Origin of the sequence: Actinacidiphila acididurans (assembly GCF_016918855.1) — a bacterium.
Classification (GTDB): domain Bacteria; phylum Actinomycetota; class Actinomycetes; order Streptomycetales; family Streptomycetaceae; genus Actinacidiphila; species Actinacidiphila acididurans.
Genome location: NZ_JADKYB010000015.1, coordinates 75,340 through 91,100, shown reverse-complemented (window position 1 = coordinate 91,100; position 15,761 = coordinate 75,340). Strand labels below are relative to the sequence as shown.

Here is a 15,761-nt window from a genome sequence, read left to right as displayed (position 1 = left end):
CGGCGCGGGCCTGGCTGGTTGCAGCGAGCCTGTCAGTGGCTGGCACTACCGTCAGATTCCATGGACGACCTCTTAGCCCACAGCAGCAATCGCCGCGGCAACCGCCATCGCCTGACCGACCATCTGCGTGGAACCGAGAGCTTGGCGTACCGGTTCGGCTCGGCCTTCGGCGCTGCAGACCTGGCTGGGTATCTGGGCCTGGTGCACGATGTCGGCAAGGGGTACTGCTCCTGGCAGAACGGCCTGCTGCGTGCCGAAAGCGAAGGCGGCCGGGTCGGTCCCGACCACAAATCCGCGGGGACCCATCTGGCGGCCAAGGTTCTGCCCTTCCAGTTCGCCGGCATTGTTGAAGGCCACCACGGCGGCCTCCGGAACAACGCGGACCTGAAGAATCTCCTCAAGGAACTCCGGTCCGACCTTCCCGCCCACGTCAGTGAAGCCATAACGCGCGTCGCAGCCCTGGTGCCGCAAATCGAGCGGACCTCCGAGGTCCCGCTCCCGTCCTGGGCCACTCCCACGGCACCCCACGCCGAGATCGATCTGTTGATCCGCATGGCCTACTCAGCGGTGGTCGACGCCGACTTCCTCGACACCCGCGCCCACTTCTCCAGCCGTGCGCCGCGCGTCCGCGACGACGCTGACATGGAAGCCCTCGCGCAACTCTTCGAGATCCGTCGCAAGGCTGCGCTCGCCCAACGCCTGCCGTCGCCCGTAGACACGATCCGTGAGGACATCTACCAGCAGGCCATGCAGGCTGCCGATGGTGAGCGCGGCATCTACCGCCTCCACATCCCCACCGGTGGCGGCAAGACCTTCGCGGGAGCCGGCTTCGCCCTGTGCCACGCCCGCCGGCACGGCATGCGGCGCGTCATCGTCGCCGTCCCGTTCATCTCCATCACCCAGCAAAACGCCGATGTCTACCGGGACATGCTCGACCCAGCCACCGGGCTGCCCAACGTCCTGGAACACCACAGCTCCGCCAACCCCGAACGAGGCTGGGCCCGCCTCGCCGCCGAGAACTGGGACGCACCCTTCGTCATCACCACCACCGTCCAGCTCTTCGAGTCACTGTTCGCCCACACCCCGGCCCGCATGCGCAAACTCCACCGCCTCGCTGGCGCGGTCATCGTCCTCGACGAGGTCCAGTCCTTGCCCGACCGGCTCCTGGTACCCATCCTCTCCGTCCTGCGGACCCTGACCGAGCGTTTCGGCGCCACAGTCCTGCTGTCCTCTGCTACTCAGCCGGAATTCTGGGCCACCAATACCCTGAAAGGACTGCCCGAACGCACTGTCATCGACGCACCAGCACAACTGTTTAAGTCTCTGCGCCGTGTTCGCTATGAATGGCGCAACAACGTCACCCTCACCGACATTGCTACCGAAGCAGCTCAGCACTCGCGCATGTTGATGGTGGTCAACAGCACCAAAGACGCCAATGCCGTCCACCGTCACCTCGGCGACGACGCGTACCACCTGTCCACCCGCATGACGGCTGGCCACCGCCGTGACACCATCAACGAAATCCGCACTCGCCTCAAGCAGGACGAAAGCGCGCAGGTACAAGTCGTCTCCACGTCGCTGATCGAAGCGGGAGTTGACCTGGACTTCCCCACCGTCTACCGGGCCTGGGCACTTCCCGAATCCATTCAGCAGGCAGCGGGGCGCTGCAACCGCGACGGCCACCTCGAGTACGGCACTACGATCGTCTTCCACCCCACCGACGGCGCCCAGCCCCACGACAGGCCCTACCAGCTAGCCCTCAGCGAAGCCCGCCACCGCTTCGGCAAGAACATGGCAGACCCCGACAATCTCGAAGCCCTCGCCGAGTACTACGCCGCCCGCTACAGCGCCCAAGCCGGATCGCACACCACCGATACTGCGGGCGGTCTCGGCGAACCTATTGAAAAGCTACGCACCCAGCTCCACTTCCCTGCCGTAGCCGAAAACTTCCAGATGATCAACGACCGGACAGTGTCAGTCGTTGTCCTCGGCGACCAACTCGACTCGCAAACCCGCGCCCAAGCGCAAGCGGCGATCGACCTCCTACGCAGCGGCCAACCCACCGGCCCGGAAACCCTCCGCACCCTCCAACCTCACACAGCCAACATCCCCTCCAAAGAAGCCGACACCGCCCTGGCCAACCGCCACGCCACTACGATCACCGACGACCTGCTCCAATGGACCGGGGCCTACCACCACCGCCGCGGCATCGAACCGCCGTTCTCGGCACAGGCACATTGATGCCTCGTTTCGGGTAACGGTTGGTCACCGGCCCCTGGCATGGTCGAAGATCGCAACTCCTCACTGGGGCGCGGAGCGCAGGGGGTAGTGGGGCGGCCGCCGCCCAATGGGACGTCGGAGGATCGCAACACCTTGGTGACGCACGTATCGACCACGGTCAGCGGATTTGGCCGGCGTCCGCGGGGACGGCGGAGGATAGCAACGAGTGGCTTTAGGATCACCTCGTTGGGCACTCGGTTGTTGCCGCCGTCCTCAGGGACGGCGGAGGATCGCAACGCTGCCGCGTGCCGGATCGAGTACGGCACCGATCCGGGTGGCCGGCGTCCTCTGGGACGGCGGAGGATCGCAACCTCGGCGGCCCCTGGGGTGTCGCCTTCGGCGCGGCCGTGGCCGCTCTCCTCTGGGACGGCGGAGGATCGCAACTGGTATCCGTCGTGCCAGCACACCCCCGCTCACGGGTGGCTGCCGGTCTTCCGGGGCGGCGGAGGATTCAACGCCCGACCACAGCGTCGGCGTCGATCGCTTACAGATTCCTCTTGCCAACGGCTTCCGCTATCACGAGAAAGCAGTTTCACCAAATCCCGCGTTCTCTGGATTCTGATCGTGCTCGCCAATCGTCACACGTGTGCCCTTTCGACGTGACATGCGAGAGGACGAATCGCCCGCTGCTCAGACAGCGCTGAACAGGAGACACGCGATGCGCAATGCGCCCAAGCCTGCCGTGGAGGCTGCGTTCCTGAACGCTCAGAACGCCGCAACGTACATGGGGATCTCGGTGAACACCCTGTACGTCTGGCGTCACCGACGGCAGGGTCCTCCCAGTTTCCGGATGGGGCCGGGCGGCAGGCTGATGTATCGCCGAGACCTGCTCGATGCATGGCTCAGTGAACAGGAGCAGGCAGACTCGCGATCGAATCCGATCCTCAACCCGTTGAATCGGGCGCCGCGACAGCGGGAGCGGCGCCGTGCTTGCTGAGCTGCGGGAACAACCTTGATAAGGCAGCAGCACCGGGAATTTCATGCCCACGTGGATCGTCTGTGTGTCCGCCAGCGAGGCCGACTGCGTAGTGAGAACTGCGGTCGGGGCAAGGAGAAGTGACGTATGGCGGGCTATGTCGAGGATCGGTGGCTCAAGAAGCGGGCCAACAAGGAGACGGGGAGACGTGAGCGGACGGCGCTGTGGGGCAAGTGCACTCGCTATCGGGTGAAAGGTATACCGGGAGTCCGCGATCGGTCGTTCGATACGGTCGCGGATGCCAAGGCGTGGCTGGCCGAGGCGCAGACTGACGCTCGGCGGGGGGACTTTGTCGATGTCCGCGACGGTGCGATCAGCCTGCGTGAGTACGTCGAAAAGCACTGGTGGCCGTCACAGGTACATCCGGCTCAGACGCTGGAGAGCATGAAATACCGAATATGGGGCCACGTGCTGCCGTATCTAGGGGAGTTGGCGCTCAAGGACATTGGTGTGTCCGAGTTGCGCAAGTGGTCGGCGGATGTGCAGCGTGCGGTCGGGCAGGGGACGGCGAACCTCGCCTGGGTGTACCTCAAGGCGATCATGCAGGCCGCCGTCGAGGACAAACGGCTGTTCCGCAACCCGTGCAAAGGGAACAGCTCGATCAAGCCGCCGAGGAAACCCGAACGCAAGGCCCGCGCTTGGCCGCAGGGTCGCGTTGATGCGGTACGAGCAGCGCTGTCCGACCGATACCAGATCACGCTCGACCTCGGGGTCGGGTGCGGGCTGCGCCAAGGCGAGGCATTCGCCTTGAGCCCGGCCGATGTCCACAGCGACTTCCTGCACGTGGAACGGCAGATCCTCATGTACAAGTCGCAGTTGTACTTCGGCCCGCCCAAGCGCCGTAAGGAACGAGACGTCCCACTGCCGGAGGCGCTCGCCAAGCGGATCCTCGCGCACCAGGAAAGGTTCGTGCCGATCGAGGTGACCCTGCCCTGGCTGGATCCGGAGGAGCCCTCCCTCGATCGTGAGAGTCGGCGCAAGGTGACCGTGCCGCTGCTCGTCTATACGGGGCGACGTGGCGCCATCAACCGGACCACCTGGAACACCAAGGCATGGAAGCCAGCCCTCGCCATCGCGGGAGTGATCCCGCCACTGCCTCAGCGGCAGCCGGGGGAGAGGCCGTCACGCGTGTGGGAGCCGAGCCGTGAGCACGGCTTCCACGTCCTGCGTCATACGTACGCCTCCGTGATGCTCGAAGCCGGAGAGTCGGTTGTCTCGCTCGCGAAGTGGCTGGGACACTCGGATCCGGCGTTCACACTCCGGACGTACACGCACTTCATGCCGCAGGCCGGCGCTCGTGGCATGTCGGCCATCGAGGACTGGCTGACGGATCTCGGCTGAAAGTCCCAGAGAAGTCCCAGGGAGCGGGAACGTCCGCCGCAGGCCCGTAAAAGACCAGGTCAGAGGCGGTCTGCTTCCCTGGTGGAACGGAATCCGGCGTACAGCCCGACTCGTCTGCCGCTTTCTTGTGTTTTCCCCGGGAAGGGGCTCTGACCTGCAGCGGAGCCCCTTCCCGGGCTTTCAGCCGCTTACCGCTTCGGGCGGCGAAAACTCAAATGCCGTGGCCGCTGCCCCACGTACCGCCGTCGTGGCCGCTCGGGTTCCAGGGATCACCGAGGCCGGGTGTCTCGCCGCTGCGCAGATACTGCGCGTCGGAACCGTACGCGGCGGACCGTGCCTGCTCGGTCCAGGCGTCGGCCAGAGTGGGGGCGGGCACGGTCTGGGTCGACGACATCATCGGCGGGGGTGGTGATGTGGGTGGGGGGACGGTGAGGCTGCCGTAGCGTTCCATGCGCTGCCAGCGCAGGCGGGTGCCGGCCAGGGCGGTGACCACGGACTGGATGACGACCAGGTACATGAGTTGCCGGTAGACGAATTGCTGGAGTGGCAGTGTCCACAGCGGCTTGGGGGATTCTCCGTCGAGCCGGAAGGCGTACATGCCCATCGCGAGCTGCACGGCGAGGAAGCCGAGCCACAGGGCGGCGATGCGGACCGGGTCGAGGAAGATCAGCCCGTAGATCGCGAACAGGTCGACGACCGGGGCGAGCAGGGGCAGCAGGACCTGGAAGAGCAGGAGGTAGGTCAGGCCGCGGCGGCCGAGTTTTCCGGCGGCGCCGGACCTCAGTACGGCGCCGCGGTGCTTCCACATCGCCTGCATGGTGCCGTAGCACCAGCGGTAGCGCTGCTTCCACAGCGCGCCGAGGGAGGCCGGTGCCTCGGTCCAGGCGATGGCGTTCTCCTCGTAGACCACCCGCCAGCCGTCGCGGCAGATGGCCATGGTCAGGTCGGTGTCCTCGGCGAGGGTGGCGTCGCTGACACCGCCGACCCGGGTCAGGGCGTCGCGGCGGAAGGCGCCGACCGCGCCGGGCACGGTGGGCATGCACTGGCCGAGGTCGAACAGCCTGCGGTCGAGGTTGAAGCCGACCACGTACTCGATGTGCTGCCAGCGGCCCAGCAGCCCGCCACGGTTGACGACCTTGGCGTTGCCGGAGACCGCACCCACCCGCGGGTCGGCGAAGGGCTGGACGAGGGCGCGGACGGTGCCGGGTTCGAAGACGGTGTCGCCGTCGACCATGACCAGCAGGTCGTGCGAGGCGGCGGCGATGCCGGTGTTCAGGGCGGCGGGCTTGCCCGCGTTGGCCTGCCGGATCACCCGCACCCCGGGCAGGCCCAGGGACTGCACGAGGTCGGCGGTGCCGTCGGTGGAGCCGTCGTCCACGACCACGATCTCGACCGGGTGGTCGGAGGCGAGCAGGGAACGCACCGCGGCCTCGATGCCGGCGCTCTCGTTGTACGCGGGCACGATCACGGTGACCGGTGCGGTCATCGGCGGGCCCCATGCCCGGCCGCGCCGGCGCAGGTGGCGGCGGGCGGCCAGCAGCACCGCGACGGCGCGCAGCACGGCCAGTGCGCCGGCGGCGTACATCAGCCAGCCGATGATCCGGATCACCCAGGCGCTGCCGGTCAGCGCCGCCAGCAGGCCCCGGCCCAGCCAGTGGTCGCCGCTGCTCGCCGCGGCCATCGGCGTACTGATCCCGACAGCGGCGGAGACGGTGGTCACGCGGAAACCGCGCGCGGCGAGCTGCGGCAGCAGCCGGTCCAGGGCCGCCACCGTCTGGGAGCGGTCGCCGCCCGCGTCGTGCATGAGCAGGACCTGCCCGGCGGTGCCGTGCGGGGTGGCGTTGGCGAGGATCCGGGCGACGCCGGGGTGCTTCCAGTCGTCGCTGTCGAGGGTGGTCAGCACCGTCAGGTAGCCGGCCGCGCCGGCCGCGCGTACCGCGGTCCAGTCCTTGTCGGTCAGCGCGTCGTTGCCGGCCGAGTACGGGGGCCGCAGCAGCGAACTGGTCCGCCCGGTGGCCCCGGCCAGCGCGAGTTGCGCCTCGCGCAGTTCCACCGAGCGCTGCCAGCCGGGGATCTTGCCCAGGTTGGCGTGGGTGAAGGTGTGGATGCCGATCTCGTTGCCGTCGGCCAGGATCTGCCGGACCAGCCCGGGATGGGCGGCGACCTGGGTGCCCACGACGAAGAAGGTGGCGTGCACGTGATGGCGGCGCAGCACGGCCAGGATCTTCGGCGTCCACACCGGGTCCGGGCCGTCGTCGAAGGTCAGAGCGACCGTGTGCGCCTTCGGACGGGCGGTGCGGCCGGTCACCCCGTCGACCACCGGCCCGCCGTGCGCCACCGCCGCCGGCACCCGCCCCGCGGGCCCGCCCCCCGCACCCGCACCGTCGTCACTGATACCGAACATGTGCTGCGTGTAGCCCTGCAACAGCAACGCCACGCCCAGGGTGAGCAGCAACGTGGTCAGCAACAGCCAGTGAGTGCGCAGCGGACGAGTACGGACGGCACTGTGGCGTTTCCTGGAGCGCTCGGTGGGCGGCGGTCCGGCAGAAGCGTTCGTCATGGTGTGGATTCCTTCACAGCGGTCGCCCGGACTCAGGTGTGGCCGCGGCCGGTGTGACTGGGGGTGGTGGGTACGGGGTGACTCGCGGTGCTCCTGCCGTGCGTGACCGTGGCGGTGGGCGACACCGTCGTCATGGCCGGCGCGGAGGCCGTGGGGGACAGCGCCGGCGTCGGCGAGGTGCCGCCGATGGCGGTGGGCTCGGCACCGGCGGCAGCGGACCCGGCGCCCGCGGCAGTGGGCTCGGCACCGGCGGCTGTCGGGCCTGTGCCCGTGCCCGCTGTGCCTCCTTGCGAGCCGGTTGCCGCGGTGCCGTGGCCCTTGCCGGGCGCCGCCGCGCCGCCCGGACGGTGTCCGCTGCCGCCGGGGTGGCGCCCGCTGGAGTGGTGGCCGGCGGCTTCGGGCAGCGGAAGATACGGCGAACTGATAGTGGGGCCGCCGAACGCCGAACTCAGCAGCAGGGCGATGTAACCCGCGGCCGGTACGACCAGGAACCGGCCCAATCGCCGTACTGTCCGTTGCCGCCGCCCGGAGGCGTCGACGAACACCGGTCGCGTGGCGGCATGACTACCGCCGACGCGGCGCTCGGGAGCGTCGGCCGCCGTATCGGCGCCAGAGGTCGTTTGCACAGCGGCGCACCATACAAGGGGAACCCGGTCGTTGGCGAAGCCGACCACATTTCCGTATATGGGCAGGTATTGCCGGTCGGTTTTGCGGTCGGGCCATGGGCGCAGTGGTGGTGCGGCCGGCCGCCGTAACGATTTTCCGGAGCGCTGCGCTTTCGTATGTGAGTCGTGTGGAAAGCGGTTGAGCATTCGGGAGAACGCGATGGCCGAGCACATGGCGAGCGTCCCGCCGGCGACCGCGCTCGGCCCCCGGCTCGCGACCGGCGCCGTGGCGATGGCATGGGGGAAGGGCGGTATCCGGCTCGACTGCTCCCCGCTCAACCTGACGCAAGGCGGTCGAACGGTATGAGAACGGACCCGAGGACAGCCTGCGCCCGTTCGCGCTCTCCGTGGTCGTCCACACCTTGATACGACTCCCGCGGGGCCCTGGACCCGGGGCTCGGGTCCCGCGGGTCACCCGGTGCAGGCGGACATTCCCCACGGACGATCGCCTCACACGCCGCGAAGCCCGCCTTCGGACTGGCACACGAGTGCGCGGGAGCTGCGCCGTTCGGGCAGGTCAGGGGAGGGCGACGTAAGGGGCGAGGAAGTCCCGTGCGGCCGGGGTGTCGAGCCGGTAGGCGACGTTGGTCGCGTAGCAGGGGGTGTCCCCGGTGATGGTGGTCGCGGTCAGGACGAGCCGGCCGCCGAGGGTGGCGAAGTTCGGGCCGCCGGAGTCGCCGTAGCAGGCGCCGCCGTTGCCCTGCGGCTCGGTCATCGCCAGCCGTACCCAGGAGTCGTTGAGGGCGTCGAAGGTGACCGGCGCCTTCATCCGTACGCCACCGCCCGGGTGGGTCTGGCCGCCGGGGCCGCGCTGGGCCTCCTCGGTGCCGTACCCGGCGACGAGGAAAGGGGTGTCGTTGAGCTGCTGGGGCCCCAGCGCGCTCAGTTCGCCGGCACTCGGGAGCGTGGCGGGGGTGAAGGTCTAGCGGGCCGCCACGGCGGCGGCCGGCAGTTGGATCACCGCGATGTCGTGCGGGTCGGCGGACGGGCCGGGATACGCCGGGTCGGTGTGCGCGGTCCCCTCGACGCCCACCGCGGTGCCGATCGCGGCCGGGTCACCGGGGTGCGCGGCGGCCGCGGTGTCCAGCGCGGACTGCACGTCCTGGTCCAGCGACACGTAGAAGCGCACGCCGGCCGGCCAGTCGGTGGTGCAGTGCCCCGCGGTGAGGAAGGTGTCGCGGTCGACCATCGTGCCCGAGCAGACCCAGTCCACCCGGTCCGGCGTCGCCGGGTTCCCGTCGTCGTCCCACTGCGCGATCAGGGCTCCCACCTCGGTCCGCTCCGGGGCGGGGGTCGCGTTGTACGAGTTGATCGCCGACGCAGGTGCTGTCAAGGCCATGACAGCCCCAAGTCCAAGTGCCAGCGCTGCCGCACCGACTCCGGCGCGCCTGCTCGACGTCCGCCATGCTGCCCTTCGCAACGACACCGTCAGCTCCCTCAGTTGAACCGCCGGACCCGGCGGTGTCACCGAAACCTCGCGTGCCGAGCACGCCGTTCCCCCTGGTCGGCTGCCGCTGTCCGCTTGAAGCGTGAACTGACTTCACGCGAACGAGGGAAGTGTGAGGCTCCGTGCGTCCACACGCAACCCCCCATGCAAATCAGGGCATTTGATGCGCATGGTGAGAAGAGCGGCGGCGGTTCCTCCGGAAGAGCCGCCCTGCCACGTGGCAACGAATCGGCGGACGGGTCGGGTAATCCCGGCGCGTATGCGCGTTTCCACCGGCGAAGTCATCGACGCGACCTGGCGCAATTAAAAGGTTCTCCATTGATCGGCAGTCGCGACCCCTCGTGGCTCGCCACGCCCCCCACATGCTCGGAGGGCCGCTTATACGGCCAGGTCACGGCGGTGTCAACGCCCCCTCGGGTGCCGGGATGAGGAGACGCGGGGACGGCCGCGTGCGGGTTGCACGCGTCATCGCTCCCGGCTCTTGACCGGGAATACGCGTGCTCGCTACTTTCTCGTCGGCCAAGCGCTGCTGGACGCGAGCGGAAACGGCGCACCTTTCCATCGGGAAGGTGCGATGTGTTCCTTTTGCATTCCCGTGGGGCTCCGGTGCATCGACCGCATTTCTCCCGAGCGCGCGTCATATCCCCCCGCACCGCCCCATGCCGGCGCTGTCCACCGACGGCCGCCGGTCGGCAACCCCATTCGACCCACACCCTCGAAGGGACCCACGTTGCTGACTGCCTCCCTCCTCGACCGGATCACCCGGCGCCGCCGTATGGCGGCGGCCGCCGTGTCGGCCGCGGCCCTCGCCGGGGCCGCACTCCTCGCGGCCTCCCCGGCCGGGGCCCAGGTGCCCGAGACCGCGACCCACCCCGACCACATCGCGTCGGCGCACGCCGCAGGGCCCGCCGCTTCCGGCACGAGCAACCTCGTGTACGGCGGCGGCCCGATCGTCACCAGCCCCACGATCTACATCGTGTACTGGGGCTCCCAGTGGGGAACCGGATCGACCGTCACCAACGACCCGTCGGGCGTCGCGCCGCTCCAGCTCTCCTTCTTCCAGCACGCCTACGGCAACGGCGACACCTGGTCCAACTCGGTGACCCAGTACTGCCAGGGCGTCCCGGCCGGGACCACCCAGTGCAACGGCGCCGGGACTCCCGTGGGCCACCCCGCCGCCAACCCCGTCGGCGGCACCTGGCTGGACAGCGGCGTCACCGCTCCCAAGCGGGCCAGCCAGTCGCAGATCGCCGCCGAGGCGGTGCGGGCGGCAAGCCACTTCGGCGTCACGGGCACGAACGTCGAGATCATCGTCGACTCCCCGCACGGCGTCACGCCCAGCGGCTTCGGCACCCAGTACTGCGCCTGGCACTCCAGCACGACGGCGAGCGGTTCCTCCCTGCCGTACACCAACATGCCCTACGTGCCCGACGCGGGAACGGCGTGCGGCTCCGGCTTCGTCGCCACCAGCGGCGGCGTGAACTCGGCCACCGAGGGCGTGACGATCGTGGGCGGCCACGAGTACGCCGAGACGGTGACCGACCCGGTGCCGAACAGCGGCTGGCTGGACTCCGCCGGCGCGGAGAACGGCGACAAGTGCGCCTGGATCTCCAGCGGTCAGGGCGCGTCCGCCGTGGTCTCGATGAACGGCGCGAGCTACGCGGTCCAGTCGCTGTGGAGCAACAACTTCAACGGCGGCGCCGGCGGCTGCGTGGTCTCCTACACCAGCGCCACCAACCAGCACTGACAGCGCCTCACCTCGTGCTGTCGAGGTGACCGCGAGGCCCCTGGGGCCGTCCGGCCGATCGGGCGGACGGCCCCAGGGCTGCCCGTCGCCCCGGAGGGGAATCACCGATGCCACAGTCCCGCCCCGCTCCGTCCCCCGCTGTCCCGGGTCCCGGCCACAAGGGCAGTCTGCGCCCGGCGGTGGTCCTGCCGACGGTTGCCCTGCTGGCCGGGGCACTGGCCGTAGGCTGCTCCGGAACCCACCGCACCGGCGCGTCGCCCTCCGGACGGCCCGCCGCTTCCGCCGCCTCCCTCACGCCTTCGTCCCCCGCCGGCACTCCCGCGGCGACCTCCTCCGGGCCGACCACGGCCACGGACTGCGAGCAGCCGCCGCCCGCCGAGGTGCCGGGCGCGGCCGGAGCCCTCACCGAGGCCGAGTCCGGCACGTACTGCCTCGCCATCGGGCAGCAGCTCGATGTCTTCCTCACCGCCCCCGGCGGCCACAAGCCCGGCGCGCCCCGCTGGACGCCGATCGCCACTTCCGCGCCCCATGTCCTGTCGCCGCGCAGCAGCGGGATCCTCACCGCGCCCGTCGGGGTCACCCCCGGCATCTTCCAGGCCCTCGATCCCGGCACCGCGGAGTTGACCAGCAACGTCCCCGGTACCGACCGCACCTGGCACGCGACCGTCGTCATCCGCTGACGCCTCCCGTACGGCACGTACACCGGCAACGACACGTTCAGTGCGGTGCCGGTCGCTCCGCCGGACGCGTTCGACGGAACTCGGACGTTTGCGCGGCCGAGGGCGGGTAGCCGACAGGGGACCGCGGGCTGTCCTGGGACGGCCCTCATGTGCCGCGGATGCGACGGACGACCGATGCAGGGGAGCGAAGGTCCCGCTCGCGCCCGGTGGTGGCGACACCGTCGGCCCGGCAAATGCCCCGGTCCAGTCACCGCGGCTGGCCACCGACGCGCTAAGGAGTGCGGCGCTGTGATGCTGGCTGATCGCTATCGACTGGACGCGCCGCTGGGGCGCGGCGGAATGGGTGAGGTCTGGCGGGCATGGGATCTGCGCCTGGGCCGGCCGGTGGCCGTGAAGGTGCTGGCCGGATCCGCGGAGGACGCGGTGGCCCGCTTCCAGCACGAGGCCCGCATCGCCGCACGCCTCAGCCACCCGCACGTGGTGGGTGTGTACGACGCCGGGACGGAGGGCGGCCGCAGTTTCCTGGTGATGGAGCTGGTCGCCGGCCGCAGCCTGGCACAGGAACTGCGCGAGGAAGGGCCGCTGCCCCCCGCCCGGGTGGCCGAGGTCGCCGCACACACCGCCGCGGGACTGGCCGCGGCGCATCTGCGCGGAGTGGTGCACCGGGACATCAAGCCGTCCAACCTGCTGGCGGGCGCGGACGGTTCGGTGAAGATCGCGGACTTCGGCATCGCCCGGGGCGTCAACGGTGAGACCACCGCCGCGGTGACCTCGCCCGGCGCGGTGCTCGGGACAAGCTTCTACCTGTCCCCGGAGGCGGCGGCGGGAGGCCGCGCCGGGAGCGCCGCGGACGTCTACGGCCTGGGGTGCACGTTGTACGAGCTGCTCACCGGGCAGCCGCCGTTCACCGGCGAGCACCCTGTGGTCGTGCTGCGCCGGCATGTGGAGGACGCGCCCGTACCGCCGCGGCGGCTGCGCCCGCAGACGCCGGGGGAACTGAACGCCTACCTGCTGCGAATGCTCGCCAAGCAGCCCGACCTGCGCCCCACCGCCGCGGAGGCGGCCGCGTGGTTCGCCGAAGACATCTGGCAGGGCGAACTGCCGGGCGGCGCCGAGGACTTCGACGCCGCGGAGCCCGCATTCCACGGCTCTCTCGCGGCGGGCGCCGGGGCCGGGGCGACCGCGCCGGAGCGTACGCGGGCCCGGCGCAGAGCGCCGGCCGCCGGGGCGATCACCGCAGCCGCCGCGATCGCCGCCGCCGCATTGGCTCTCGCCTCTCCCGTCGCCGACGGCAACTCGCCTGCCGCGCCCTCGCGCACGGTGCCCTCTCATGCGGTGTCGAGTCAGGGCGCCCGCGGCACCGCGCAGTCCGGCGCCGCGCCGGCCGCCGCCGGTCCGGCCCCCGCAGCCCCCGCTGCGGCGAACCGCCCACAGGCGGCCGCGACGGGCCCGGCCTCCCCGAAGCAGACGACCGGCACCATGCCGACGGCGCCCACGGCCACCCCGACGTCCTCGCACTCCACTTCCCCCCGAGGGCTCCCCTCCCGGTCCACTCCCGTCTCCGTCCCACCGGCCTCGGCGCCCAGCGCCGCGACGCCCCCACCCACCCCCACGGGCGGCGCGACCGCCCCGACCACCGACCCCACGACCGACCCCACGCCGGCAACGCCCCCGCCCACCACCCCCGACACCACACCGCCCGCCGACGGCCGGTAAGCCACGTAGGCGCCGGGCGGAAGCTGCGCGCACGTCCGACGTCCAGCAGCAGGCATCCACCGGCACCGGCAGCGTGGCCGCCGGGCAGGCCCACGGGGTGCCCGAGGTCGGCACCGTGGCGGGAGGGAGGCCCGGCTCCGGATCAGGCCCGTTCGACGGACAGGTCGAGGAAGTGCGCCGAGCACGAGATGCACGGGTCGTGGTTGCGGATCACGCGCTCGCACAATGCCGACAGTTCGGCGTCGATCGCGTCACCGGAGCGCAGCCGCCGCTCGACGGAAAGTCGTACGTCCTCCTGGATCGCGCCCTGGTTCTGCGCGGTGGGCGGCACGAGATCCGCTTCGGCGACGGTCCCGTCGGCGGCCAGCCGATAGCGGTGGTACAGCAGCCCGCGCGGCGCCTCCGTGGCCCCGTGCCCGGTACCGGCCCGCGGTGGTGCCTCCACGCAGGGCAGTGGAGGCGGACGGTAGGCGTCGATGAGGCGCAGTGCCTCGTCGGCCGCGTACAGCACTTCGACGGCCCTGACGACGATGCTGCGATAGGGATTGCGGCACGCCGTGCCCTGCCGCGGGTCGCCGAGCCCGGCCTCGCGCGCGGCCCGTACGGCGACGGGCGAGAGCCATCGTCCGCTGATCGCATAGCGGGCGAGCGGGCCGGTCAGGTGGCGGCGTCCGTCGAGCCGGGAGTGCAGCGCGGTGGAATGGCCCTCCTGGTGCTCGACCACGTGCGCGCGGAAGTCGGGCAGCGCGAAGGTGCGGGTCGGCAGCGACCTGTCGCTGTCCGGGGGGAGGGCATGCGCGCCGGGGGCGTCCATGACGGTGGGGATGCCGCCCTCGATGGCGTACGTGCCGGGACGGGCGAGCGCGAGCAGTTCGTGATCGCAGGCCCCGTCGGGGAAGTCGAAGCCGGCCACCCAGCGCACGGTCTGTTCGGCGTCCTCCCGGGCCTGCTCCAGGCGGGCCGCGAGAGGGCGCAGCTCGGGGGCGGTCGGGACGCGGTGGAAGCCGCCGAGCCGGACATTGACCGGGTGGATCGCCCGCCCGCCCAGGAGTTCGACGATCGCGTTGCCCGCCTGCTTGAGCCGCAGCCCGCGTTCGACGTCGGCGCGGTGGTCGCGGGCGAGGTCGAACAGACTGTCGGCGCCGAGGAAGTCGGGAGCGTGCAGAAGGTAGATGTGCATGGTCTGGCTCTCGATCCACTCCCCGCAGTACATCAGCCGCCGCAGGGCCGCGAGCTGTCCCTCGACGGCGACCCCGCAGGCGTCCTCCAGCGCCTGGCAGGCACTCATCTGGTACGCGACCGGGCAGATCCCGCACACCCGTGAGGTGAGGTCGGGAGGTTCGGTGTGACCGCGTCCCCGCAGGAACGCCTCGAAGAACCGCGGAGGTTCGTAGATCGCCAGGTGCGCCTGCTCGACCTCGCGGCCGCGGACACGGAGCCGCACGGCGCCCTCACCCTCCACCCGGGCCAGGGAGCCGACACCGATCACCCTGGTGCCGTCCGCGGTCATCGGCCCTCCTCCGCACGCGAGGCCGCCGCGAACTCCGGGGCCGCGGCGTTGAAGGTGCGCAGGATCCGCACCACGTCCAGGGTGTCCATGCCGTCGCGGCGCAACAGCGGGACGAAGGCGGGGAAGTTCGTCGAGTACGAGGGGCCGAAGCAGCCGTAACAGCCGCGCCCGTACGCCGGGCACAACGCGCCGCAGCCCGCGTGGGTGACCGGGCCCAGGCAGGGGGTGCCGTGCGCCACGGTGACGCACACGGTGCCGCGCCTCTTGCACTCGAAGCAGACGCTGTGCCGGGGGACGTCGGGAGTCCGGCCCGCCAGGTAGGCGGTGATCACCTCGATGAGCTGCCCGCGGTCGATGGGGCAGCCGCGCAGCTCCAGGTCGACCGGCACATGCGCGCTGATCGGAGTGGAATGCGCCAGTGTCGCGATGTAGTCCGGGCGGGCGTAGACGACGGAGAGGTAGTCGGTCACATCCGTGAAGTTGCGCAGGGCCTGTACGCCGCCGGCGGTCGCGCAGGCGCCGATGGTCACCAGGCGGCGCGAGACGCCGCGGATGTGCGCGATCCGCTCGACGTCCTGCTGTGTGGTGACCGAGCCCTCGACCAGCGACAGGTCGTACGGCCCGGCACCGGTGTCGCTCGATGCCTCCAGGAAGTAGGAGATCCGGACCGCGCCGGCCAGGGCCGGCAGCTCGTCCTCGCAGTCGAGCAGCGTGAGCTGGCAGCCGTCGCAGGAGGCGAACTTCCACACCGCCAGGGTCGGCCGGCGGTCGGTCGCCGCGGCCTGTCCGGTCGTCCCCGTGGCCGGTCCGGTCGTCCCCGCGGGCTCGGGCCCGGGCAC

General features: G+C 70.8%; 13 protein-coding genes. 7 read left to right on the top strand and 6 right to left on the bottom strand.

Translation table 11 applies throughout. The annotated features are described in order from the left end of the window. Window positions 1-60 precede the first annotated feature (60 nt). The 3 genes from ITX44_RS26135 to ITX44_RS26125 all read left to right on the top strand — a co-directional run bounded on the left by ITX44_RS26135 (window position 61) and on the right by ITX44_RS26125 (window position 4,597). Window positions 61-2,241, top strand: a complete 2,181-nt coding sequence (locus tag ITX44_RS26135; protein ID WP_205359838.1) for a CRISPR-associated endonuclease Cas3'' — start codon at window positions 61-63, stop codon at window positions 2,239-2,241. A 697-nt stretch (window positions 2,242-2,938) separates the two neighbouring features. Then, window positions 2,939-3,217: a helix-turn-helix domain-containing protein gene (locus ITX44_RS26130; RefSeq protein WP_205359837.1), complete on the top strand. Its 279-nt coding sequence runs from the start codon at window positions 2,939-2,941 to the stop codon at window positions 3,215-3,217. A 126-nt stretch (window positions 3,218-3,343) separates the two neighbouring features. Further along, window positions 3,344-4,597 (top strand): tyrosine-type recombinase/integrase, encoded by a 1,254-nt coding sequence (locus ITX44_RS26125; protein ID WP_205359836.1) that lies wholly within the window; start codon window positions 3,344-3,346, stop codon window positions 4,595-4,597. A gap of 211 nt (window positions 4,598-4,808) precedes the next feature. On the opposite strand, the gene ITX44_RS26120 is transcribed toward ITX44_RS26125, so the two are convergent. Together ITX44_RS26120 and ITX44_RS26115 are read right to left on the bottom strand one after the other, a co-directional pair. Continuing rightward, window positions 4,809-7,157 (bottom strand): bifunctional polysaccharide deacetylase/glycosyltransferase family 2 protein, encoded by a 2,349-nt coding sequence (locus tag ITX44_RS26120; protein ID WP_205359835.1) that lies wholly within the window; start codon window positions 7,155-7,157, stop codon window positions 4,809-4,811. A gap of 32 nt (window positions 7,158-7,189) precedes the next feature. Beyond that, window positions 7,190-7,657, bottom strand: a complete 468-nt coding sequence (locus ITX44_RS26115; RefSeq protein WP_205359834.1) for a hypothetical protein — start codon at window positions 7,655-7,657, stop codon at window positions 7,190-7,192. Window positions 7,658-7,961: 304 nt separating this feature from the next. On the opposite strand from ITX44_RS26115, the gene ITX44_RS26110 reads away from it, so the two are divergent. Then, on the top strand, window positions 7,962-8,129 hold the full coding sequence (locus ITX44_RS26110) for a hypothetical protein (protein WP_205359833.1): 168 nt from the start codon (window positions 7,962-7,964) through the stop codon (window positions 8,127-8,129). 210 nt (window positions 8,130-8,339) lie between these two features. Here ITX44_RS26110 and ITX44_RS41490 read toward each other — a convergent pair whose 3' ends face one another. After that, window positions 8,340-8,591 (bottom strand): hypothetical protein, encoded by a 252-nt coding sequence (locus tag ITX44_RS41490; protein WP_236061630.1) that lies wholly within the window; start codon window positions 8,589-8,591, stop codon window positions 8,340-8,342. A 153-nt stretch (window positions 8,592-8,744) separates the two neighbouring features. Next, window positions 8,745-9,161 (bottom strand): trypsin-like serine protease, encoded by a 417-nt coding sequence (locus tag ITX44_RS41485; protein ID WP_236061628.1) that lies wholly within the window; start codon window positions 9,159-9,161, stop codon window positions 8,745-8,747. 838 nt (window positions 9,162-9,999) lie between these two features. On the opposite strand from ITX44_RS41485, the gene ITX44_RS26100 reads away from it, so the two are divergent. The 3 genes from ITX44_RS26100 (at window position 10,000) to ITX44_RS26090 (ending at window position 13,412) form a co-directional block, all read left to right on the top strand. Beyond that, complete coding sequence (locus tag ITX44_RS26100; protein ID WP_205359832.1) at window positions 10,000-11,016, top strand: hypothetical protein; 1,017 nt, start codon at window positions 10,000-10,002, stop codon at window positions 11,014-11,016. Between the two features lie 107 nt (window positions 11,017-11,123). After that, complete coding sequence (locus ITX44_RS26095; protein ID WP_205359831.1) at window positions 11,124-11,696, top strand: hypothetical protein; 573 nt, start codon at window positions 11,124-11,126, stop codon at window positions 11,694-11,696. A gap of 291 nt (window positions 11,697-11,987) precedes the next feature. Next, window positions 11,988-13,412 (top strand): serine/threonine-protein kinase, encoded by a 1,425-nt coding sequence (locus tag ITX44_RS26090; protein WP_236061682.1) that lies wholly within the window; start codon window positions 11,988-11,990, stop codon window positions 13,410-13,412. Between the two features lie 142 nt (window positions 13,413-13,554). On the opposite strand, the gene ITX44_RS26085 is transcribed toward ITX44_RS26090, so the two are convergent. After that, a complete protein-coding gene (locus ITX44_RS26085) occupies window positions 13,555-14,922 on the bottom strand; it encodes a Ni/Fe hydrogenase subunit alpha (RefSeq protein ID WP_205359829.1) in 1,368 nt (455 codons plus the stop codon). Beyond that, window positions 14,919-15,677, bottom strand: coding sequence for an NADH-quinone oxidoreductase subunit B family protein (locus ITX44_RS26080; RefSeq protein ID WP_205359950.1), 759 nt, complete (start codon window positions 15,675-15,677; stop codon window positions 14,919-14,921). Before ITX44_RS26080 ends, ITX44_RS26085 begins: the two co-directional genes overlap by 4 nt. Window positions 15,678-15,761 lie beyond the last annotated feature (84 nt).